Below are 21975 nucleotides of genomic sequence, written 5' to 3' on the forward strand. Positions count from 1 at the left end.
GAGCCCTCAGGGTGCCGGTGGATCACCGGACACCGACGGATCAGTCTCGTGCCGTGCCCCCGCCTCCGCGAGCGGCCGTGCCGTCGCGATCCCCGCGAGCAGCCCCGCGCCCGCCGTCACCGCGGTGAAGCTCAGCGCGTTCCCGACCGCGGCGACGGCCGCCAGCGCGGTCAGGGACGCAGCCGCCGTGAGGACGACCGGCGTGGGGCGGGCGGCCCGCCACAGCGCGTACAGGACCCAGCAGAACACCGTGGCCAGCAGCGCCACGCCGATGACGCCCTGCTCGGCAGCCAGCTGGAACGGCGCGGAGTGCGGCTTGCCGCCGGGTGCCAGTGCCCGCGCGAGCGTCGGGCTGAGGTGCTCGAAGTGCCCCGGGCCCACACCGAGCACCGGTTCCCGATGGGCCATGTCCAGCGCGTCACGCCACAGCTGCACCCGGTGCGGGCCGAGCCGGTCCTCCAGGGAGGCGGCCGGCCCGCCCGGCAGGACGCCCCCGGCGACCGCCCAGCTCGTCCCGGTCACCACGGCCGCGACGAGCGCGAGCCCCACCAGCCCCGGGCCACGGCGGCGCATCCGGGCCGCGGCGAGCGACCAGAGCAGCACTCCGGCACAGGCCGCACTTCCCGCGGTCGAGCCCAGCACGGCCGCGGTCACCGTGATCCCGGCCGCCAGCCCCCACAGTGCCAGCCGCAGCACCAGGCCACGGGCCGCCCAGGCCGCACAGCACGCGGCACCCGCCGACAGGGCCAGCAGAGCGGCGGTCGCGCCCGTACGACCGAGCGGGATGACCAGCGGCGAGGCGGCCGGGGTGGACGGGGCGGTGATCGCGACACCGAGCGCGGCCAGGGACGCGGCGCAGGGCGCCGCGACCGGCAGGAGCGCCCCGGAGATGCGGCCCGCCGCATACCCCGCGGCCAGGGCCAGCACCGCCAGCAGTACGCCCTCCGGGCGGCCGCCGTGCACGGTGGCCGTGATCAGCGACCAGGTCGCGAACGCACCGAGCGCGATCACGCCCGTGACGTCCACGACGTCACGTCTCTCGCCCGCGGCCCGCGCACCGGCCGCGGACTCCGTACCCGTGGACCCCACCCGTCGTACCCCCGACTGTGACGGGCCCCGACCGCCCTGGCCGGATCCGGCCGCAGGTCAGAGGCTCGGGCACACCGTAACGGGTGAAGTGCCGGTTTGTGGATGTGTTGGGCAGGAGTATCACGGCAGATGCGTGGGTGATGCCTGGCCCGGCCGGGCGGACCACGCTGTCCGCGGCCCGCTCGTGCGCCGTAGACTCCCCGAGTGACCGCCACCGCAACATCCGTGGGCGAGCCGGAACAGCTCGACCCCCAGTCCGCGCCCGCATCGCGGGTGGCCGGACTGGCGCGCAGGCTCCTTCCCGCCGCAGCTGCGGCGCTCTCCGGAGTGCTGCTGTACGTCAGCTTTCCCCCGCGCACCCTGTGGTGGCTGGCCCTGCCCGCGTTCGCGGTCTTCGGCTGGGTTCTGCGCGGCCGCACCTGGAAATCCGGCTTCGGGCTCGGTTATCTCTTCGGGCTCGGGTTCCTGCTGCCTCTGCTCGTGTGGACCGGTGTGGAGGTCGGCCCCGGTCCGTGGCTGGCGCTCGTCGTCATCGAGGCGGTGTTCGTCGGGCTCGTCGGCGCGGGAATCGCCGTCGCGTCGAGGCTGCCCGGGGCACCCGTGTGGGCGGCGGCCCTCTGGATCGCGGGTGAGGCGGCACGTGCGCGTGTACCGTTCGGCGGCTTCCCCTGGGGCAAGATCGCCTTCGGGCAGGCCGATGGCGTGTTCCTGCCGCTCGCCGCGCTGGGCGGTACTCCGGTGCTCGGCTTCGCGGTCGTCCTGTGCGGCTTCGGGCTGTACGAACTCGTGCGCCTGGCAGTCGAGGCGCGCCGCACCCATGCCGTACGGCGCGCGGCCGCGTCGGTGGCGCTGCTGAGCGTGGCCGTGCCCGTGGTGGGAGCCCTCGGGGCCCGCACCCTGGTGAGCGACACGGCCGAGGACGGCACAGCGACTGTCGCGGTCATCCAGGGCAACGTCCCGCGCGCGGGGCTCGAATTCAACGCCCAGCGGCGGGCCGTGCTCGACTACCACGTGCGCGAGACCGAGCGGCTGGCCGCCGAGATCAGGGCGGGCAAGGTCCCCCGGCCGGACTTCGTCCTGTGGCCGGAGAACTCCTCCGACATCGACCCCTTCAGGAACCCCGACGCGTACGCCGTCATCGACGGTGCCGCCCAGGCGATCGGCGCCCCCATCTCGGTCGGCGGGGTGGTCGTGAAGGACGGCAAGCTCTACAACGAGCAGATCCTGTGGGATCCGAGCAAGGGCCCGACCGACACCTACGACAAGCGGCAGATACAGCCCTTCGGCGAGTACCTCCCGCTGCGGTCGCTGATCGGCGCCATCAACAGCGAGTGGACGTCCATGGTCCGCCAGGACTTCAGCCGGGGCAGCGAGCCGGGCGTGTTCACCATGGACGGCACCAAGGTCGGTCTCGTCACCTGCTACGAGGCGGCCTTCGACTGGGCCGTGCGCTCCGAGGTCACCGACGGCGCGCAGATGATCTCGGTGCCGAGCAACAACGCCACGTTCGACCGCAGCGAGATGACCTACCAGCAGCTCGCCATGTCCCGTATTCGCGCCGTCGAGCACAGCCGCACGGTCACCGTTCCGGTGACCAGCGGAGTCAGTGCCGTGATCATGCCGGACGGGGAGATCACGCAGAAGACGGGTATGTTCGTCGCGGACTCGCTGGTCCAGAAGGTGCCCCTGCGCTCCTCCGAGACTCCCGCGACCCGCCTCGGGGTGCTGCCGGAGATGCTCCTGGTGCTCATCGCGGCAGGTGGGCTCGGATGGGCCGTCGTGACGGGAGTGCGCCAGCGGCGCGCCGGTGGCGTGTAGCCGTACGCCGGTCGTGCGCGGCCGAATCCGTCAAGGGGCCGCCCACCGGGCCGTTAGGGTCACCTCATGCCTACTCCTGACTTCATCCGCGAACTGCGGACCTCCGCCGGCCACCAGCTGCTCTGGCTCCCCGGAGTCACCGCCATCGTCTTCGACGACGAGGGCAGAGTGCTGCTGAACCGCAGGTCGGACACGGGCAAGTGGGCGGTGATCGGAGGCATCCCGGACCCGGGGGAGCAGCCGGCGGTCTGCGCCGTGCGGGAGGTCTTCGAGGAGACCGGGGTGCAGTGCGTGGCCGAGCGGGTCGTCGTCGTCCAGGCCCTGGGCCCCGTGCGGTACGACAACGGGGACGTCTGCCAGTACATGGACACCACGTTCCGATGCCGGGCCGTCGGCGGGGAGGCGTGTGTCAACGACGACGAGTCGCTCGAAGTCGGCTGGTTCGAGGTGGCCGCGCTGCCGGAGCTGAACGAGTTCGGGCTGCACCGGATCAAGCAGGCCATGTCCGATGGCCCCACGTGGTTCGACCCTATGACCTGAGGGAGAAGTGTGGGGGCTGACCATATCGGTCGGGGCGTGAGCGGCGCCTAGTGTCCCGGCATGACCGCGCACCCCGCCCCTCCGGGTCCCCACACCACCTCACTCGACCTCGGCGGCCGTACCGCCCTCGTCACCGGTGCCGCGGGAGGCATCGGCCAGGCCTGCGCGCTGCGGCTCGCCGCCGCTGGAGCCAAAGTGCGGGCCGTCGACCGGGACGCCGAGGGCCTGGCCGCACTCGCCGACCGGGCCCGGGGCCTCACGGGCTCCGTCGAACCCCGCGTTCTCGACCTCACCGACCTCGACGCGGCCGAACACGCCGCCGCGGGGACCGACGTCCTCGTCAACAACGCCGGCCTCCAACTGGTCCGCCCCGTCGAGGAGTTTCCGCCCGACGTCTTCCACACCGTGCTGACCGTGATGGTGGAGGCACCCTTCCGGCTCATCCGCGGGGCGCTGCCCCACATGTACGGGCAGGGATGGGGCCGTATCGTCAACGTGTCGTCGGTTCACGGGCTGCGCGCCTCGGCGTTCAAGTCGGCGTACGTGACCGCCAAGCACGGCCTCGAAGGACTTTCGAAGACCGTGGCGCTGGAGGGCGCACCCCACGGTGTGACCTCGAACTGTGTGGCACCCGCCTATGTGCGCACCCCTCTGGTCGAACAACAGCTCGCCGACCAGGCGCGGGCGCACGGCATCCCCGAGGAGCGGGTGCTGACCGAGGTGCTGCTGACGGACAGCGCGGTCAAGCGGCTCATCGAGACGCACGAGGTGGCGGAGGCGGTGGCGTATCTGTGCGCCCCGCAGGCGTCCTTCGTGACGGGCACGTCCCTGGTACTGGACGGCGGCTGGACCGCGCACTGACCAGGGAGTTCCGGGTTGTCCACAGCCGTGCACCCGGCGGGCCGGGCCGAGTTGTCCACAGGCCTGGCGGGCGAGTCCGTGCGATGAGTAATCCTGTGTCCATGTCCCGCGATCACGACCAGTCCACCGACAGCGTCGAGACACCGTTCCTGGAGCTCCTGGCCAGGGGCGCGTCCGTCGACGCCTACGAGCAGCCGGTGCTCCTCTCCCGCGCCGAGGGCCGGCCGCCCGAGCGTGTCGCCGCGCTCGAACACGCCCAGCGGCTGGCGCTGCGTGTGCGGTCGGAGATGGAGGGGCGGCGCCGCCGCGAGGCCGAGCTGTCCGCGCTCTTCGAGACCGCGCACGACCTGGCGGGACTGAGGGACCTCGGCTCCGTGCTGCGGGCCATCGTCCAGCGCGCCCGCTCACTGCTGGGCACGGACGTCGCGTACCTCAGTCTGAACGACCCGGACCAGGGCGACACCTACATGCGCGTCACGGAGGGCTCGGTCGCGGCGCGCTTCCAGCAGCTGAGACTCGGCATGGGGGAGGGCCTCGGCGGACTCGTCGCCCAGACCGCCCGCCCGTATGTCACCGAGGACTACTTCAAGGACGAGCGCTTCCAGCACACCCGGACCATCGACGCCGGTGTACGGGACGAGGGGCTGGTGGCCATTCTCGGAGTGCCCCTCATGCTCGGGCCCCATGTCATCGGGGTGCTGTTCGCCGCCGACCGGCGTCAGCGGGTCTTCGAGCGGGAGCAGATCGCCCTGCTGGGTTCGTTCGCCGCCCTCGCGGCGGCTGCCATCGACACCGCGAACCTGCTCACCGAGACCCGCTCGGCCCTCGCCGACCTGGAGCGGGCCAACGAGATCATCCGGGACCGCAGCGGCGTCATCGAGCGCGCCTCGGAGGTCCACGACCGCCTCGCCGAGCTGGTGCTGCGCGGCGGAGGGGTCCACGACGTGGCCGCGGCCGTCTCCCGGGTCCTCGGCGGCACCGTGGAGTTCGCCGAGGAGGGTGCCGCACCCGGTGCGGCCCTGGAGACGTCCCGCGCCGAGGGCCACGCGGTACGGCACGGGGACGACTGGATCGCCGCCGTGACGGGCGGCGGTGAGCTGCTCGGCGCGCTGGTGCTGCGCGGACATCCGGGTCTCGACCCCGTCGACCAGCGCACTCTGGAGCGCGCCGCCATGGTCACCTCCCTCCTGCTGCTCGCCAGACGCTCGGCTTCCGAGGCCGAACAGCGCGTCCGGGGCGAGCTGTTGGACGACCTGCTCGACGCACGCGACCGCGACCCGCGGCTGTTGCGTGAGCGGGCGGCCCGGTTGGAGGCCGACCTCGACGCCACCCATGTGGTGTTGGCCGCCCGCCTCGACGGACCGGCGGCCGACGCGGACGAGGAGGCCGCGGCCCGCCGGCGCCTGTGGTCCGCGGCGTCCCACCTCGGAGCCACACGGCACGGACTCGCCTCGGCCCGCGACGGCGGCACCGTCCTGCTGCTGCCCCTCGACGAGGGCGACACGGCCACGGAGCTGGCCCGCCGTACGGCAGTCCACCTCGGCACGGCCGTCCACGAGGCGGTCACCGTCGGCGCCTCCGCCCCCGTCGAGAACCTCGCCGCCCACCCGGACGCCGTGGCCGCCGCCTACGCCGAAGGACTGCGGTGCCTGGAGGCCCTGCGACTGCTCGGCCGGACGGGAGACGGCGCCGCCGCCCAGGACTTCGGGTTTCTCGGGCTGCTGCTCGCCGGGGACCGGGACATCCCCGGGTTCGTGGAGCGCACGATCGGCGAGGTCGTCACATACGACGAACGGCGCGGTACGGATCTGCTGCGCACCCTCGACGCGTACTTCGCCTGCGGCATGAGCCCGGTCCGTACGAAGGACGCCCTGCACGTGCACGTGAACACCGTCGCCCAGCGGCTGGAGCGTGTGGGGCGGCTGCTCGGTGAGGACTGGCAGCGCCCCGACCGCGTACTGGAGGTCCAACTGGCCCTGCGGCTACGGCGGTTGTCGTCGCCCGCCCCGCGCTGAGCGGGGCAGCCCGTGCCACCCGGTTCAGGTGGTACGGGCGTCCGCGCCCCGGGGTGCGGTCGGCTCCGCGTCGGCCGTCGTCGTGACGTCGGCCAGGTCGCGGTGGCGTGTCTCCTTCGCGACGCCCACCGCGATGAGGGTCAGCACGGCCGCCGCGATCACGTACAGGGCGATCGGGGTCGAGCTGTCGTATTCGGCCAGCAGCGCGGTCGCGATGAGCGGGGCGGGTGCGCCCGCCGCGACGGACGCGAACTGGGCACCAATGGAGGCGCCCGAGTAGCGCATCCTGGTCGCGAACATCTCGGAGAAGAAGGCCGCCTGCGGGGCGTACATCGCGCCGTGCAGGACGAGGCCCACGGTCACGGCGACGATCAGGTTGCCGAAACCGCCGGTGTCGATGAGCGAGAAGAACGGGAACATCCACAGGCCGACTCCTGCCGCGCCCAGCAGGTACACGGGCCGTCGGCCGACCCGGTCGGACAGCGCACCCCAGAGCGGGATGACGGCGAAGTGCACGGCGGACGCGATGAGGACCGCGTTGAGCGCCGTCTGCTTGGAGACCCCGGCCGACGTGGTGGCGTACACGAGGATGAAGGCAGTGATCACGTAGTAGCTGATGTTCTCGGCCATGCGCGCGCCCATGGCGACCAGCACGTCCCGCCAGTGGTGCCGCAGCACGGCGACCAGCGGGAGCTTCTCAGTGACCGCGTCCGCCTTCCGGGCCTCGGCCTGCGCCAGGGCCTGCTTGAAGACGGGCGACTCATCGACGGACAGCCGAATCCACAGACCGACGATCACCAGGACGCCCGAGAGCAGGAACGGGACCCGCCAGCCCCAGGACGTGAAGGCCGCGTCCGACAACACGGCCGTCAGCAGCGAGAGCACACCGGTCGCGAGGAGTTGTCCGGCGGGCGCCCCGGTCTGCGGCCACGAGGCCCAGAACCCCCGGCGTCGCGCGTCCCCGTGCTCCGACACGAGCAGGACGGCACCGCCCCACTCGCCACCGAGCGCGAAGCCCTGCACGAGCCGCAGCACGGTCAGCAGCACGGGTGCCGCCGTCCCGATCGTGGCGTGCGTGGGCAGCAGGCCGATCGCGAAGGTCGCCCCACCCATCAGCAGCAGGCTCAGCACCAGCAGCTTCTTGCGGCCGAGCCGGTCACCGTAGTGCCCGAACACCAGGGCACCCAGCGGCCGGGCCGCGAAGCCCACCGCGTAGGTGAGGAACGACAACAGGGTACCCACCAGCGGGTCGGAGTCCGGGAAGAAGAGCTTGTTGAAGACGAGCGCGGCGGCGGAACCGTAGAGGAAGAAGTCGTACCACTCGATGGTGGTGCCGATGAGGCTGGCGGTGACGATGCGTTTGAGGTTGGCGGGCGGTGGGGGAGCGGGTGCTGCGGAGGCCATGTGCGCCACTTCCTCGTGTGCGGTGGGGACGGGTACGTGTCGGCACACGGTAGGAAGATGCAGGTCAGGGGCACATGTGGTGGGGCAACATAGTTCGAGTGTTGGCTATGCGTGCGGCCACCATGCCGGCTCACGGAAGGGCGGTTCAGGGGCTCGAAGGTGGTCGAAACGAGTGCTGTCCGGGACGCACAGTTCGGGGTGATTTGATGGTGCGGCGCTGACTCCCGTGCTGGTTTGGTGCTGACTAAAAGCCCACGTCATCACCCGTGTTCACCCCTCCCGTGCTGACTTGGTGCTGACTACGCTCCGTTGAACTCGGATATCTTGGGGCCGATCGGCTCAGGGCCGTTGCGTGGTAGGTGACCGGACTGAGAGGCCGACCCCGCAGCCGGGCGGCGCTGCCGTGGTTGGTGTGGCCTGCCAGGATCACCGGGAGTCCGGGCACGGCCCGGCGTACGAGTCTCCATGTGCGCGCCGATGCCGCTGCGCAGACCCGGGCGTGTAGCCCGACTCACGAGCTCTCCTGGTGGACGCCTACATCCGTGAGTCCAAGAAGCGGGAGGACCTGACCACACTCCGAGCGCATCTGCGGGACATCGCGCGCTGGGCGGCGGTGCAAGAACTCCACGTGACGGGAGGTATCCTCCGCTGCTGATCTGTCTTTTGGACCTTCTCGCCGACGAAGCGGAATCATCAGAAGGAGTTGACGTAGCAGTATCCCACTCAGCGCCGCGAACATTGGGCTGCATGCCACACATGGAACGGATTCAGGCCCGATACCTTCCCTCCCTCGGGGCGAAGATCGAAAATGCTGGTGAGGGCAGAAGTTTCCACCAGCCCGTGGGTCACCTGTGCGACCTCGAATGCTGCCCCGACCCGGTACGTCTGCGTCTCGGAACCACTGCCGAGATTGAGCCGAGGGGAAGCTTCGACGAGGCGGCCTTCGCGGGCTCCGATCCGGTGGCGCGCCAGGAGTGATAGAGCGACGCCCCGATTCCGTTGAAGGAGCCGGAATCCCCCTACCTCTGTGCCAGTCATCGCACTGACGGTGCCCTGACCACTGGCCTCACATTGACGCTCGTGGACGGGGGTGCAAACCTCGGCATGTGCAGGTGACGATTCGAGAAGTTGCGAAGGCAGCCGGGGTCTCCCCGTCCACGGTGTCCCGGGCACTGGCGCCGGACGGGACGGTCAGCGCGGTCACCCGGGATCGGGTCCAGGCCGCCGCCGACCGGCTCGGCTATCAGCCGAACCGGGCCGCCCGCGGCCTCATCACCGGCCGTACGGGCCATGTAGGAGTGATCGTCCCGGACCTGCTCAATCCCTTCTTCGCGGACATCTGCAAGGGCGTGCAGGCCCGCGCCCGGGGCCTCGGTCACGCCGTGTTCGTCAGCGATGCCGAGCGGGACGAGGGACTGGAGTTGGACGCGATCCGTACGATGGCGCCGGAGGTGGACGGCATCGTGCTGTGCGCTCCCCATCTGAGGAGCGAGGAACTGCGTTCCTTGGACCAACTCACCAAGAAGCCGGTCGTGCTGCTGCACCGCAAGGAGCCCGGTTTCGCCAGCGTCACTGCCGACATGGCCGAGGGCATGACCGACGCCCTCACCCACCTGCACGCCCTCGGCCACCGCCGGATCGCCTACGTCGGCGGCCCCCGCAGCACCTGGACCGCCCAGGAGCGGGCCGCCGGGATCGAGGCCATGGCGGACTCCGGCAAGGTCGAGATCGTCCAGGTCGGCAGCGTCGCCCCCCACTTCGACGGCGGCATCACGGGCGCCGCCGACGTGGTGCTGGCGAGCGGCGCCAGCGCGGTGGTCGCCTTCAACGACATCGTCGCCTTCGGGCTGATCAGCCGCTTCACAGCCCGCGGGGTCCGGGTGCCGGACGAGATGAGCGTGGTTGGTTGTGACGACATCGCGCTCGCCGGGATGGCCGCCCCACCGCTGACAACCGTCAGCGTGCCCAAGGCACACGCCGCGCGGGCGGCGGTGGACCTGCTGTTCCGGATCCTGGGGACGCCAGCCGGAGAGGACATGCAGCCGCTGCAGCGGGTACTGCCGACGCATCTGGTGGTGCGGGGGTCGACGGCGGCGATCGAGCGGCGTTAGGGGCGGTGCGGTGCCCGCTCACGGGGCACCCGCCATCTATGTGTAGCGGGCGCCGGGAGCCGCGCACTTTGCTCAGTACCACGACCCGCGCCTCGTACACCGGGCTCCCCGGACCATACGCCGGTGGCAATCAGCGCGGTTCCGGATGCCGGAGGAATCTGCGGAACCGTCGTGGACGGGCCCGGACGACGGAGGTCGTGTCGGTTCTGGACAGGCGCGAGCCCGTCACGCACCGCGCCTACCAGCGGGGCGGCTTCGGATCGAACTCCGGCTGCACACTCCGCAGATACGCCGTGTCGTCCCGGTGTTCACGCCCCAGGGCCAGGTACACGGCGTGCAGCCGGTCCACGGCGGCGCGGTCGAGCTCGACGCCGAGGCCGGGGCCGCACGGCACCGCGACCGAGCCGTCGGTGAACGGCAGTGCGCCGGGTACGACGACGTCCTCCGCCGCGTTCCACGGGTAGTGCGTGTCGCAGGCGTGGTCGAGCGCGGCGGTGGCTGCCGCGGCGTGGGTCATCGCGGCGAGGCTGATACCGAGGTGGGAGTTGGAGTGCATGGACAGGCCCCAGCCGACGGCCCGGCAGACGTCTCCGAGTGCGACGGTGGCCCGCAGGCCGCCCCAGATGTGGTGGTCGCCGAGCACGATCCGTACGGCGCCGCGCTCCACGGCGGGGCGTACGCTCTCCAGCGAGGTCACGCACATGTTGGTGGCGAGCGGGAGCGGTGTTCGCGCGGCGACGGCGGCCATGTCCTCGACGCCGGCCACCGGGTCTTCCAGGTATTCGAGGACGTCCGCCAGCTCGCCGACGGCCGCCAGGGCGGTCTCCATGGTCCAGGCGGCGTTGGGATCGAGACGCAGGGGGTGGTCGGGGAATTCGGCCCGCAGGGCGCGGAGGGCGGCGATCTCCTCGTCCGGCGCAAACACCCCGCCCTTGAGCTTCAGCGAGCGGAAGCCGTAGAGGTCCACCATGCGCCTCGCCTGGGCCACCACGCCGTCCGGGGTCAGGGCCGCGCCCCACTCGTCCGCGCCCGAACCCGGATGCCCGGCCCACTTGTAGAACAGGTAGCCGCTGTACGGCACAGTGTCCCGCACCCGGCCGCCCAGCAGGTCCACCACCGGTACGCCCGCCAGCCGCCCCTGCGCGTCCAGGCACGCCACTTCGAGAGCCGCGTACACCCGCCGTATGTCGAAGGCGGGCGCGGGAACGGGTGCCGGTCCGCGTGACTCGGGCGGGTCGGCGCGGTCGGCCCAGCGTCGCCAGGGCGCGTCGGGACCGTACTCGACGCCGCCCGCGCGGCCGGTCAGCAGTTCCCGCACCAGTAGGGCCAGGGCTCCCGTCTCGTACACGCTCGTACCCGGCAGGCGCGAGCCGACCAGCTCCAGCCAGTCCAACTGCCAGGCGTGTCCGGCGCATTCCCCGAGGCCGGTCACCTTGCCGCCCCGGCCGTCGGACACCACCAGTTCGACGACGGCGCGCAGGACATGGGGTTGGTGCACTCCGTCGGCGTTGAGCAGCGGGGGGTCGGCGATGGCGATGGGGGTGATCCGCAGTTCCTGGATGATCATGTGTGAAACCCTCCCGGTGATCTGCGCGGAACTCAGCCCTTGGGGACGGTGGAGTTGTACTTCTCGAACATCTCGGCCGCAGCCTCCCGTACGGTTTTCTTCCCGAACAGCACGTCCTCGTTGACCCGCCGGAACTCCAGCTTGTCCTCGTCGGAACCGGACGGGGGGAGCGTGGACGCCGAGAACATCTTCTCCAGCGAGCTCACGTACGCGTACACCATCCGATCGCCCTTGCTGAGTCCGGGAGCGATGCGGTTCATGATCTTCCGGTTCGGCGGCAGTCCGCGCACCACGCCGAGGGCGTTGCCGGCCGCCGGGTCGTTCAGCAGGAAGTCGATGAGTTGCGCGGCCTGCCGTTTGTGCGCGCTGCTCTGCCGTACGCACATCATCCCCGGCCCCGCGGTCAGTCCCAGCGGCGCAGAGGCCGAGGCGGTGGGGAAGGGGACGAGGGCGATGTCGCCGTAGGCCTCGAAGTAGGGCATGACGGTGCCGGTGAGGTTGAACTCGGCGGTGGACAGCTTGCGTACCAGCAGGGAACTCGCGGTCGAGCCGTCGTAGGAGGCGGTGAGGTGGGGCGGGGTGAAGACACCCTTGTCGCGCAGGCGTGCGGTCAGCTCCCAGAACGCGGTGAGGTCGGCCTCGGTGAAGCCGAGCGAGCCGTCATCCTTGTACAGGGACTTGCCGCGCTGGACGAGCCAAAGGTCGAAGGTCTCGCTGTAGCGGCCGAAGTCGGTGAGCGGGGACCGGTCGGGTGCCGCCTTCCTGAGGGCGGGGCCCACGTCGTCGCTGAGGTCGTCCCAGGTCCAACCGGGCTTGGGGAAGCCGCCCGCCTTGCGCCAGATCGTGGGGTCCACGAGCAGGGCCTGAGTGGAGATACCTGTTGGCACTGCCCACAGCTTGCCGTCCAGGCGGTCGGCGTCGACGTAGGCCCTGGGAACGGCGTCGAGGTCGATGCCGGAGAACTCGGGCCCACTGAGGTTGGCGATCAACCCGTTGGCGGCGTAGGACCGCAGTTGGTAGTAGTCCATCTGCAGCACGTCGGGGCCGGTGCCCGCGGCCACCTGGGTGGCGAGCCGCTGGAAGTAGGAGTCGTACCCGGTGAACGAGACCGACAACTTGATCTTCGGGTGGCGCCGTTGGAAGAGCCGCACAGCCTTCTGGGTGGCCACGTTGCGCTCGTCGCCGCCCCACCACTGGAAGTTGAGTTCCACCGTGCCGTCGGCCGAGGCGTCTTCGGTACCGCACCCTGCGACGGCCGCGCCCAGACCGAGCCCTCCGAGCGAGGCGAGCACCCGGCGGCGTGAGGGCGAGAACGGAACAGGGGGTCGGCGCATGGGGGACATCGGCGGCCCTTCGCTCGGCGTGTCGAGTGGTGGAGAGAGGGACTGCAAACGATCCCACTCTGTTTCCAACTGGCCCGGAAGCTACGCTCGGCCGTCGACCTAAGTCAATGGGAAGTTCCTGATCACGACGGACGATTTAGATTGAGTCTCCCTCTTGTGGTGGAGAGAATCGCATGCAAACGTTGCCGCCGTCATTCGTCCTCAGTGTGGAGGAGCAGCCCACGATGGCTCAGGCGACCGCCCCGCCCCGACCTCTGCCCCGCCCGCACGGCGGCGCCACCGACTCCAACCCCCCGGTCCCGCACCGCCGTTCGCAGGCCCTGTCGGCGCACGTCTTCCTCGCGCCCTGGCTGATCGGCATGATCGCGCTGACCCTGGGCCCGATGCTCACGTCGCTGTACCTGTCGTTCACCGACTACGGCCTGTTCACCACTCCGAAGTGGGTGGGCCTTGCCAACTACCGCTACATGCTGGAGGACGACCGGTTCCTCGCCTCCATCGGCGTGACCCTGAAGTTCGTCCTCATCGGTGCCCCGCTGAAGCTCGCCGCCGCACTCGCCGTGGCTCTGCTGCTGAACCGCACCCGCCGCGGCGTCGGCCTGTACCGCGCCGCCTTCTACGCTCCGTCACTGCTCGGCGCGAGCGTCAGTGTTGCCCTGGTGTGGCGGTCCCTGTTCGCCACAGACGGGTTCACCGACCGCACCCTGGGCTCGCTCGGCATCCATCTCGGCGGCTTCACCGACAATCCAGACTACGCCCTGTACCCGCTGATCACGCTGACCGTCTGGCAGTTCGGCGCCCCCATGGTCATCTTCCTCGCCGGGCTGAAGCAGATCCCGAGGGAGCTGTACGAGGCGGCCTCGCTCGACGGAGCGAGCCGGGTGCGCACGTTCGTCTCCATCACCCTGCCGATGCTGTCCCCGGTCCTCTTCTTCAACCTGGTCCTGGAGATCATCAACTCCTTCCAGTCGTTCACCTCCGCGTTCGTGATCAGCAACGGCAGCGGAGGCCCCTCCGACTCGACGCTCCTGTACTCCCTCTACCTGTACGAACAGGCCTTCACCAACTTCCACATGGGCTACGCCTCCGCGATGGCGTGGGTTCTGCTGATCGTCATCGCGCTGGTCACGGCGATCGTCTTCCGCACCTCCCGCATGTGGGTCTACTACGGTCAGGAGGACGCGTCGTGACGACTACGGCACCCCCACCCCCGGTCTCCGCCCCGGCCTCCAACACGGCTGCGGGACCACTGCGTTCGACGCTGTGGCACATCGTCTGCGTGGCGATCGGCCTGGTGCTGCTCTATCCGGTGCTGTGGCTGCTCACCGCGTCGGTGAAGTCCGGCACCGAGATCATCTCGAACCTGAGCCCCGTCCCGAAGGTCTTCACCCCGGAGAACTACTCGAACGCGGCCGACGGGGTCAGCGGCATCTCGCTGTGGCGGATGTTCGCCAACTCACTACTGGTGTCCGCCGGCACGGTCCTCGGCAACGTGCTCTCCTGCTCCCTGGCAGCCTACGCCTTCGCGCGGCTGCGCTTCAGAGGCCGCGGTCTCTACTTCGCGCTGATGGTCGGCACGCTCATGCTGCCGCTGCACGTCGTGTTGATCCCGCAGTACGTCACCTTCCAGAACCTCGGCATGGTCGGCACGTATCTGCCGCTGATCCTGCCGAAGTTCCTGGCCACCGAAGCGTTCTTCGTCTTCCTCATCGTCCAGTTCATCCGCTCGCTGCCGCGCGAGCTCGACGAGGCCGCGATCATCGACGGCTGCGGCCCGTACCGCACCTTCTGGTACGTCATCATGCCGCTGCTCAAGCCCGCCCTGGTCACCACGACGATCTTCTCGTTCATCTGGAGCTGGAACGACTTCCTCCCCCAGCTGATGTATCTCGCCGACCCTGACACTTACACACTTCAGCTGGGACTGCGGATGTTCGTCGACCAGGCCGGCAGCGCCGCCTTCGGACCGATGTTCGCGATGTCCGTGCTCACCCTCATACCGGTGGTGCTGTTTTTCCTCGCCTTCCAGCGCCTGCTGGTCGAGGGAGTCCAGACGTCCGGACTGAAGGGATAGGTGCGGCCACATGCGGCGCTCATGGTTCCACCTCTTCGCGGAGTGCCTGCTCCTCGGCGTGTTCCTGCTGGTCTGCTCGCTCCCCGTGGTCACCGCGTTCCCTGCGCTCGTCGCCGGCTGCACGGTGCTGCGCGAACAGGCCCATGGCGGGCCGGGCGTGACCCCCGCGACCCTGGTGGCCGCACTGCGCCGGGTGCTGCGCTCCTCGGGCCCCGCCGCCTGCCTGGTGCCGACCGGAGTGCTGGCCCTGCTGTGGCTGGACGCCGTGGCCCTTGACGCACACGGGCCCGGCATGGGCGTACCGGTCGCCGCGGCGAGCGCGGGCGTGGCAGCGATGGGACTGCGGTGCGCCGCCGGGTGGCGCGACGGGGCCGCCTGGCGGGCGGTCGTCGTGGCGGCGTTCCGCTCGATGCCGGAGCGGCCGCTCGTGCCCGTACTGCTGGCGGGGTCCGGCGTCGCGGCCGCCGCGCTGCTGGCCATGTCCCCGGTCCTGCTGATCGTCGTCCTCGGGCCGCTGGCCCTCGCCGCCACCGCCGCCGACGCCTGGCGACCGTTGTCGCTGTCATCCCTCGGGACCTCCCCCGAGGCGTCCTCGAACTGAACGGAGACCGCATGCCTTCCGACACCGCACGCCGCCGCTGCGCCGTGGTGGGACTGGGTGCCCGCGCCCGGCTCTTCACCAAGGCGCTGGCCGGCCCTTACGTGGACCGGATCGACCTGGTCGGCTTCTGCGATGTCAGCCCGCACCGCATGGCCGTGCACAACGAGTGGATCGGCGCCTCGGTACCGGCATACGCCGCCGAGGACTTCACGGAGATGCTGCGCCGCGAACGCGTCGACCTCGTCGTGGTGTGCACCGTGGACCGCACGCACGACCACTACATCGTCCAGGCCCTTGAGGCCGGATGTGACGTGGTCACCGAGAAGCCGATGACGACGGACGCCGACCGCGCCCGCCGCATCCTCGACGCCCAGCGGCGCACCGGCCGAGAGGTGCGGGTCGCGTTCAACTACCGCTACAACCCGGTACACGCCGCCGTACGCGAGACCATCGCGGCCGGGGAGATCGGCGAGGTCGGCTCCGTGCACTTCGAGTGGCTGCTGGACCTGCGGCACGGCGCCGACTACTTCCGGCGCTGGCATCGCGAGAAGGCCAACTCCGGCGGCCTGATGGTGCACAAGGCCACCCACCACTTCGACCTGGTCAACTGGTGGCTGGGCACCGAACCCGAAACCGTGTACGCACAGGGCGGGTTGTTTTTCTACGGCGACGAGGCGGGCGCGCGGCGCGGCCTGGCCCGTGACTACGCCCGGGCGCACGGCTCCCCGGCGGCGGCGGACGACCCCTTCGCCATACGGCTGGCCGACTCGCCGCTGCTCACCGCGCTGTACCTCGACGCGGAAACCGCAGACGGCTACCACCGCGACCAGAACGTGTTCGGGTCGGGGGTGACGATCGAGGACGACATGGCGGTACTGGTCCGCTACGCATCCGGCGCCACGCTCACCTACCACCTGACCGCGTACGCCCCCTGGGAGGGTTACCGGGTCTCCTTCAACGGCAGCGAAGGCCGCCTTGAGCTGCTGGTCGAGGAGTCCACCTGGGCCCGGTCCGACGTGCAGCTGCGGGGCGACAGCGCCGTCCTGCACGGGGAGTCGGTGGGCGACCCGGCAGGACGTACCGAGCTGATGCTGCGCCGGTTCTGGGAACCGCCACGCGCACTGAAGGTCCAGACGGGCGAGGGCGGACACGGTGGCGGCGACGTACGGATGCTGGCGGACCTCTTCGGTGAACCCGTGAGCGATCCACTGGGGCGGGCGGCGGACGCTGTCGACGGTGCGCGCTCACTTGTCACAGGCCTGGCCGCGAACCGGTCTTTCGAGTCCGGGGGCCCGGTACGGACTCGAGACCTGCTGGTCGTTTGAGCAGGGCCAACTGGCCGACGCTCGTACAGGAGCCCTTGCACAGCGGGGTCCAGGTCGGGTTCCGGGCCAGGTTGCGGAAGCCATGGTGGGTCTGGGGGGAGGAGGCGATATTCGTTGAGCAGGACGCGGCGTCGCCGATAAGGCGGTCGTCCTGTTCGCGACACCCGCGGCTGCCGTCAAGCAGGGCGGGGAAGCGGTCGCGATCAGGACACCGGCTACGGCACTGGCCAGCGTCATCCAAGGCATGGGCCAGAAGGCAGGGCGATGTACCAGTGTGCCGAAGTGGCCAGCCGTGAGAGGAGGGCACCCCACCGCCCCACCGCCCCAACGGCCCCGCTGGCGCCAGACCCTCCGCGCCGTCCGCAGCTGGTTGACGGCTACACGACCTCGCCCTGACAAAACACCGTTAGTCGAACACCACAGTCGTCAGCGAGCGGGGAGGCAGGTCGACGGAGAGACGGCCGCCCGCGACGCGCGCCCTACCGGTGCGCTGGAGGTCGTGGGACTCATCGGTGAGGTAGACGGCGCCGCTCCTGTCGGTGTGGCCGTTGACGTCGAAGGTCTGGCGGACTGAGCCGGTGCTGGTGTTGAGGATTTCCAGCACGTTGCTGCCGCCGGTGTTCCGGAAAGCCGCGACGCGCACGGCCTCACTGTCGGAGTCCGCACCCACCCGGACCGCGTCGGGCCGTATGAAGCGGCTGAAGGCGGCCATTCCCCACAGGCGTTTGGAGACGTGGTAGTCCGGGCCGTCCATCCGGATCAGGGCACGGGTGGCGTTGATCGAGGCGCCGAACCAGTAGACGTAGCCGTTGGCCTCGGCCTGGGTGAGGGTGCCCAGGATGTCCTCTGCCACGGTGAAGCCGTCGTAGCCGCTTCCGTCGTCCCAAGCCTCGTTCCAGTCCGGGCCCGGAGGACTCCACTCCGACATCCAGGTGTGGTCGTCGGTCGGCAGGGGGCTGCGCGCCGGGTCCCCGTACCGGTGGCCGGTCTGGATGTCGACCGCTGCGGCGGCCTCCGGGTCTGCCTCGATCGCTTCGGTGAATTCCTTGTCCGCGGCCCAGCCGACGGTGTCGCAGCAGACGACGTTCATGTCGGACAGCTCCGAATCCGCGACTGCGTCGGCGACGATCTTCGCCATGTCGGCCGCCTGCTTCGGTGTCATGTCCATGGATGCGTAGTCGGTCACCCAGCCCGGCTCGTTGGTGAACCCGAGGTCGGTGATCTCAAGGCCCTCCTGGGCGTAGAAACGGGCATACTGCACCAGGTACTCGGCGTAGGCCCTTCGCCAGTCGCCGCCGGCGCACCCCTCGGCCTCCGGCAGTCCGCACAGTGTGCCGCCGTTCGCGTCGTCGCCGTTGGTCTTCATGTAGCCGGGTGCGCTCCAGGCATCGGCGTAGAACCGCTCGACCCCGTACTTCTGGGCTTCCTTGGCCAGCCACAGCTGACCGCCGTCGTATCCGTCCCACTTGTACCTCGGTTGGGCGTCGGGGCCGCCGGGATCGGTGGGCTGGATGGACTTCATGTGGTCGTACACCTCGTCGGCGGACGAACCGACGCCGAGCCGCAGGATGCTCAGACCGGCCCCGGTCTCGGCATCGAATAACAGATCGAGGATTTCCCGCTGGTGCTCCGGCGTCAGGCCGCGCGCTCCGTTCATGATGGCGGCGCGCTGGAAGGCTTGCGAGATACCGAAGCCGTCGATGAGCTGCCGCTTCTCGCCGAAGTCGACGCTCCCGGCGACGTGTGGCACGCGACCTGAGGTCTCGGCTTCGGCGGACGCCGAAGCCAGCGGCAGCAGGGTCGCGGCCAGGGTGCCGGCCACGACCGCGCGGATCGTTCGGTTCACGAGGCTGTCCTTTCGATGGTTGCTGTCGATGACCTCCGTTGGGCACTTTGGGCGTTCGGCACAGCGGGCCCGCCTCTTCAGTTCGCCGCCGTGACGCTGTCCCGGAGTTCGCTGATGAAGCCCTCCGCCGCTTCGCGGGGAGAGGCCTCGCCCAGCAGCACGTCCTGGGTGTAGCGCTTCAACAGAGCGTCCATGGCGCTGCCTCCGCTCGGGGTGATGGAAGCAGGCTCGCCGACCTCCTCGACCATGGCCTCGGAGAAGGCCAACGTCTCCCTGCCGGTGGCGTCCAGGCCCGGCACCAGTGCCTTCCTGAAGGCGGGGTTGGCCGGCTCCCCGCGGTCGAGGCCGAAGATCTCGCCGACGCGGGGGTCGTTGGACAGGAAGTCGATCAGCAGAGCGGCCTCGGCGGGGTGGCTGGAGGTGGATGCGGCAGACCAGTACATGGTCGGCTTGAGATACTGGAAGCCGGGCGGGGTGGTGCTGTCGGAGGGCCAGTTGGCCAGGTCGTAGTCGAAGTCGGGCGCGGCCGACTGGTAGGCGGTGAACGCGCCGGCGGGGATGAAGGCCATGCCGGTCCGTCCGGTGACCACGTCGACCTGGTCCAGCGTCACATCGGTCATCTCGATGAGGTGCTCGACCGAGGGCGCGGCCCCGCTGCCGATCCAGTCGAGCTGGCGCTCCCAGTAGCTTGCGAGGGCATCGGCGTCGAGGACGACGGCCTCGTCATCGAACACTTCCGAGCCCTGCTGGCGGGCCCAGACACCGAGGTCGAACGAGTTGGAGAAGGGGGTGACGCCGCGCGCCTTGCCGTCGGAGGCCTCCGTCAGCTCCTCGGCCACACGGGTAAAGTCGCCCCAGGTCCAGGTGGTGAGGTCGGGCAGCTCGATGTCGTACTCCTCGAACAGGGAGGTGTTGATGACGACGCCGTTGGCCGCGCCGCCGAGGGGGACCGCGTACTGGGTACCGTCCACGCGGCCGGTCTCCAGGATGTCGTCGTCGAGGGCCGACAGGTTGAGGATGTTGTCGACCGTGGAGAGGTCGAGCAGGGCGCCCCGCTGTGCGTAGGAGGCGAGATAGACCTGGTCGAACTGTGAGACGTCGGGCATGTCGCCGGCCGCCGTGGTGGTGGCCAGCCGGTCCCAGTAGCCCGGCCAGTCGGCGTATTGCGGGTCCACGTCGATGTTCGGATGCTCCTGCTCGAAGAGTTCGATGGCTTTGAGGGTCAACTTCGCTCGGGCGTCGGCACCCCACCACGCGAAGGTGATGGTGACCTCGTCGCCGCTGAGCTGCGGGTTGTCGACGGGGTTGGCGCCGACGCCGCAGGCGGCAAGGAGCACGCCGGCGGTCGCGAGGGCCAGGGCGGCATGCGGGCCGTGGGGCACACGGTGGGTCATGTCGTTCTTCTCCTTTTCCTCTCTGACCGCTCCTACTTGCCGCCGGTCGTGGCGATGCCGCGGAGCAGGAACCGCTGGCCGAACAGGAAGACCAGGAACACCGGGACCAGCGAGACCACGCTCATGGCGAACATCGCGCCGAAGTCAGAGGTGGTCTGGGCGTCGATGAACGAGCGCAGGGCCACCGGCACGGTGTACAGGTCGGGCTTGGTGATGAAGATCAGCTGGGTGAAGAAGTCGTTCCAGGTCCAGATGAACGTGAAGATCGCCGTGGTCGCCAGGGCCGGGGCCATCAGCGGCAGCATGATCTGCCCGTAGATCCGGGCATGCCCGGCGCCGTCGATCCGCGCTGCCTCGTCCAGCTCGCGTGGGATGCCCCGGATGAACTGCACCATCAGAAAGATGAAGAAGGCATCGGTGGCCAGGAACTTCGGCAGGATCAGCGGGAGATAGGTGTTGATCCAGTCCAGCTGGGCGTAGAAGACGTACTGCGGGATGATCAGCACGTGGATCGGCAGCATCAGTGTCAGCAGCATGAGCACGAACGCCAGTCGCCGCGCGCGGAACCGCAGGCGGGCGAAGGCGTAGGCGGCCATCGAACAGGACATCAGATTCCCGATCACCGAACCCAGCACCACCAGCGCCGAGTTGAGGAGATAGGTGTTGAAGGGGTAGCTGAGGGCGTACCAGCCGTTGGGGTAGTGGTCGAAGTCGAAGGTGTCGACCAGCAGTCCGGGTTGGGTGAAGATCTCGTCGTTCGGCCGCAGGGAGCTGGCCACCATCCACAGCAGCGGATAGAGCATGATCAGCGACAAGGCGATCAGGCAGGTGTGCTTGAGTACACTGGTCACTCGCCGTCGGCCATGCCGCGTCCTGCGTGGGGCGGTCCGCAGAACGTCAGTCATGGTAGAAAACCCAATACTTCGAGGCCCAGAAGTTCAGCGCCGTGAAGGCTCCGATGATGATCAGCAGCAGCCACGCCAGAGCCGATGCGTAGCCCATCCGGAAACTCGTGAAGCCCTCCTGATAGAGGTACAGCGAGAAGAACAGCGTCGAATCGCTCGGCCCGCCCGTCCCGTTGGAGACGATGAATGCCTGGGTGAACGACTGGAAACTGCCGATCAGCCCCAGCACCAGGTTGAAGAATACGATCGGGCTCAGCAGCGGCAGCGTGATCGTGACCAACTGCCGCACCCGTGAGGCGCCGTCGGTCGACGCGGCCTCGTACAGCTCCCGGGGGATCTGCCGCAGCCCGGCAAGAAAGATCACCATCGGAGCGCCGAACGTCCACACGTGCAGCAGGATCAGTGTGCCCGGCGCCGTGTCCGGATCCGCCACCCACCCCGGTCCGTCCACCCCGAAGAGTTGGAGGAACGCGTTGACCATGCCCTCGGCGCCGAAGACCAGCCGCCACAGCACGGCGATGGCCACACTCGTGCCCAACAGCGAGGGCAGGTACAGGATCGAGCGGTACAGCGACAGGCCACGGATGCCACGGTCCAGTAGCAGCGCGAGGCCCAGGGCCACTGCCAGCTGTAGCGGCACCGAGACGGTCACGTAGGTGAAGGTGACCTTCAGGGACTGCCCCAGCCGGTCGTCCTCCAGCATCCGCCGAATGTTGTCCAGGCCCGTGAACTTGGGGTCCTGTAGCAGGTTGTAGTCCGTGAACGCGAGATAGAGCGACGCGATCATCGGGCCGACCGTGATGCCCAGCAGGCCGAGCAGCCATGGCGCGAGGAAGACTGCAGCGGCCTTCCCGTCGCTGGTCTCCGCACGACTCCCGAGCGAACCCGGCCGCCGGCGGGAGTGGCTCAGCGAGCGGAACTCTTCCAAGGCGCTCACGAGAGGGGACCCGGGAACGTAGTTGGCGGATGCACGCGTGCTCCTCTTCGAGTACGTGCCGATGGGCGTGGGGTACGGGCGATCCTGGCTGTACCCGCGGGCCGGCTGGCTCCTGCGCACAATGGCGCGCTCGCGACTTGCTGGT

Annotated in this window: 17 protein-coding genes; 9 read left to right on the forward strand and 8 right to left on the reverse strand. The window is 69.7% G+C overall.

Features of this window, described 5'->3' with window-relative positions; all coding sequences use genetic code 11:
* Positions 1-6 precede the first annotated feature (6 nt).
* A complete protein-coding gene (locus E0500_RS39520) occupies positions 7-1089 on the reverse strand; it encodes an O-antigen ligase family protein (RefSeq protein WP_309505298.1) in 1083 nt (360 codons plus the stop codon).
* A 204-nt stretch (positions 1090-1293) separates the two neighbouring features.
* On the opposite strand from E0500_RS39520, the gene lnt reads away from it, so the two are divergent.
* The 4 genes from lnt to E0500_RS39540 all read left to right on the forward strand — a co-directional run bounded on the left by lnt (position 1294) and on the right by E0500_RS39540 (position 6323).
* Positions 1294-2907: an apolipoprotein N-acyltransferase gene (gene lnt, locus E0500_RS39525; protein ID WP_131564252.1), complete on the forward strand. Its 1614-nt coding sequence runs from the start codon at positions 1294-1296 to the stop codon at positions 2905-2907.
* A 66-nt stretch (positions 2908-2973) separates the two neighbouring features.
* Positions 2974-3447, forward strand: a complete 474-nt coding sequence (locus E0500_RS39530) for an NUDIX domain-containing protein (RefSeq protein ID WP_131564254.1) — start codon at positions 2974-2976, stop codon at positions 3445-3447.
* 60 nt (positions 3448-3507) lie between these two features.
* Positions 3508-4308, forward strand: coding sequence for a 3-hydroxybutyrate dehydrogenase (locus E0500_RS39535; protein ID WP_131564256.1), 801 nt, complete (start codon positions 3508-3510; stop codon positions 4306-4308).
* Between the two features lie 101 nt (positions 4309-4409).
* Positions 4410-6323, forward strand: a complete 1914-nt coding sequence (locus E0500_RS39540; protein WP_131564258.1) for a GAF domain-containing protein — start codon at positions 4410-4412, stop codon at positions 6321-6323.
* Positions 6324-6347: 24 nt separating this feature from the next.
* Here the strand turns inward: E0500_RS39540 and E0500_RS39545 are convergent, their stop codons facing one another.
* Positions 6348-7727 carry an MFS transporter gene (locus tag E0500_RS39545; RefSeq protein ID WP_131564260.1) on the reverse strand — a complete coding sequence of 460 codons (1380 nt, stop codon included), beginning with the start codon at positions 7725-7727 and terminating at the stop codon, positions 6348-6350.
* A 1112-nt stretch (positions 7728-8839) separates the two neighbouring features.
* Here E0500_RS39545 and E0500_RS39550 point away from each other — a divergent pair.
* Positions 8840-9838, forward strand: coding sequence for a LacI family DNA-binding transcriptional regulator (locus E0500_RS39550; protein ID WP_309505299.1), 999 nt, complete (start codon positions 8840-8842; stop codon positions 9836-9838).
* Positions 9839-10076: 238 nt separating this feature from the next.
* Here the strand turns inward: E0500_RS39550 and E0500_RS39555 are convergent, their stop codons facing one another.
* Positions 10077-11405 (reverse strand): enolase C-terminal domain-like protein, encoded by a 1329-nt coding sequence (locus tag E0500_RS39555; protein WP_131564264.1) that lies wholly within the window; start codon positions 11403-11405, stop codon positions 10077-10079.
* 32 nt (positions 11406-11437) lie between these two features.
* Positions 11438-12739 (reverse strand): ABC transporter substrate-binding protein, encoded by a 1302-nt coding sequence (locus E0500_RS39560; RefSeq protein WP_165935029.1) that lies wholly within the window; start codon positions 12737-12739, stop codon positions 11438-11440.
* Between the two features lie 233 nt (positions 12740-12972).
* Between E0500_RS39560 and E0500_RS44625 the strand changes: the two genes are divergently transcribed.
* The 4 genes from E0500_RS44625 to E0500_RS39580 are packed head-to-tail and all read left to right on the forward strand — an operon-like array spanning position 12973 to position 16748.
* Positions 12973-13938, forward strand: a complete 966-nt coding sequence (locus E0500_RS44625) for a carbohydrate ABC transporter permease (protein ID WP_131564268.1) — start codon at positions 12973-12975, stop codon at positions 13936-13938.
* Complete coding sequence (locus tag E0500_RS44630; RefSeq protein ID WP_399120811.1) at positions 13935-14822, forward strand: carbohydrate ABC transporter permease; 888 nt, start codon at positions 13935-13937, stop codon at positions 14820-14822. Before E0500_RS44625 ends, E0500_RS44630 begins: the two co-directional genes overlap by 4 nt.
* Positions 14823-14832: 10 nt before the next feature.
* Positions 14833-15423, forward strand: a complete 591-nt coding sequence (locus E0500_RS39575) for a hypothetical protein (protein ID WP_131564272.1) — start codon at positions 14833-14835, stop codon at positions 15421-15423.
* 11 nt (positions 15424-15434) lie between these two features.
* Positions 15435-16748 (forward strand): Gfo/Idh/MocA family protein, encoded by a 1314-nt coding sequence (locus E0500_RS39580; RefSeq protein WP_131564274.1) that lies wholly within the window; start codon positions 15435-15437, stop codon positions 16746-16748.
* A 406-nt stretch (positions 16749-17154) separates the two neighbouring features.
* Here the strand turns inward: E0500_RS39580 and E0500_RS39585 are convergent, their stop codons facing one another.
* The 4 genes from E0500_RS39585 to E0500_RS39600 form a co-directional block, all read right to left on the reverse strand.
* Positions 17155-18594, reverse strand: coding sequence for a glycoside hydrolase (locus E0500_RS39585; protein WP_131564276.1), 1440 nt, complete (start codon positions 18592-18594; stop codon positions 17155-17157).
* Between the two features lie 77 nt (positions 18595-18671).
* Positions 18672-19988 (reverse strand): ABC transporter substrate-binding protein, encoded by a 1317-nt coding sequence (locus E0500_RS39590; RefSeq protein ID WP_131564278.1) that lies wholly within the window; start codon positions 19986-19988, stop codon positions 18672-18674.
* A 32-nt stretch (positions 19989-20020) separates the two neighbouring features.
* Positions 20021-20839, reverse strand: a complete 819-nt coding sequence (locus E0500_RS39595; RefSeq protein WP_309505300.1) for a carbohydrate ABC transporter permease — start codon at positions 20837-20839, stop codon at positions 20021-20023.
* Between the two features lie 46 nt (positions 20840-20885).
* On the reverse strand, positions 20886-21830 hold the full coding sequence (locus E0500_RS39600) for a carbohydrate ABC transporter permease (protein WP_131564281.1): 945 nt from the start codon (positions 21828-21830) through the stop codon (positions 20886-20888).
* Positions 21831-21975: the final 145 nt, after the last annotated feature.

It is taken from the genome of Streptomyces sp. KM273126, from assembly GCF_004337435.2.
GTDB lineage: Bacteria > Actinomycetota > Actinomycetes > Streptomycetales > Streptomycetaceae > Streptomyces > Streptomyces acidicola.

Excerpts from the sequence above, each read along its gene's own strand:
- E0500_RS39530 (WP_131564254.1), top strand. The coding sequence starts at position 2,974 with ATGCCTACTCCTGACTTCATCCGCGAACTGCGGACCTCCGCCGGCCAC.
- E0500_RS39535 (WP_131564256.1), top strand. The coding sequence starts at position 3,508 with ATGACCGCGCACCCCGCCCCTCCGGGTCCCCACACCACCTCACTCGAC.
- E0500_RS39540 (WP_131564258.1), top strand. The coding sequence starts at position 4,410 with ATGTCCCGCGATCACGACCAGTCCACCGACAGCGTCGAGACACCGTTC.
- E0500_RS39545 (WP_131564260.1), bottom strand. The coding sequence starts at position 7,727 with ATGGCCTCCGCAGCACCCGCTCCCCCACCGCCCGCCAACCTCAAACGC.
- E0500_RS39555 (WP_131564264.1), bottom strand. The coding sequence starts at position 11,405 with ATGATCATCCAGGAACTGCGGATCACCCCCATCGCCATCGCCGACCCC.
- E0500_RS39560 (WP_165935029.1), bottom strand. The coding sequence starts at position 12,739 with ATGCGCCGACCCCCTGTTCCGTTCTCGCCCTCACGCCGCCGGGTGCTC.
- E0500_RS44625 (WP_131564268.1), top strand. The coding sequence starts at position 12,973 with ATGGCTCAGGCGACCGCCCCGCCCCGACCTCTGCCCCGCCCGCACGGC.
- E0500_RS39575 (WP_131564272.1), top strand. The coding sequence starts at position 14,833 with ATGCGGCGCTCATGGTTCCACCTCTTCGCGGAGTGCCTGCTCCTCGGC.
- E0500_RS39580 (WP_131564274.1), top strand. The coding sequence starts at position 15,435 with ATGCCTTCCGACACCGCACGCCGCCGCTGCGCCGTGGTGGGACTGGGT.
- E0500_RS39590 (WP_131564278.1), bottom strand. The coding sequence starts at position 19,988 with ATGACCCACCGTGTGCCCCACGGCCCGCATGCCGCCCTGGCCCTCGCG.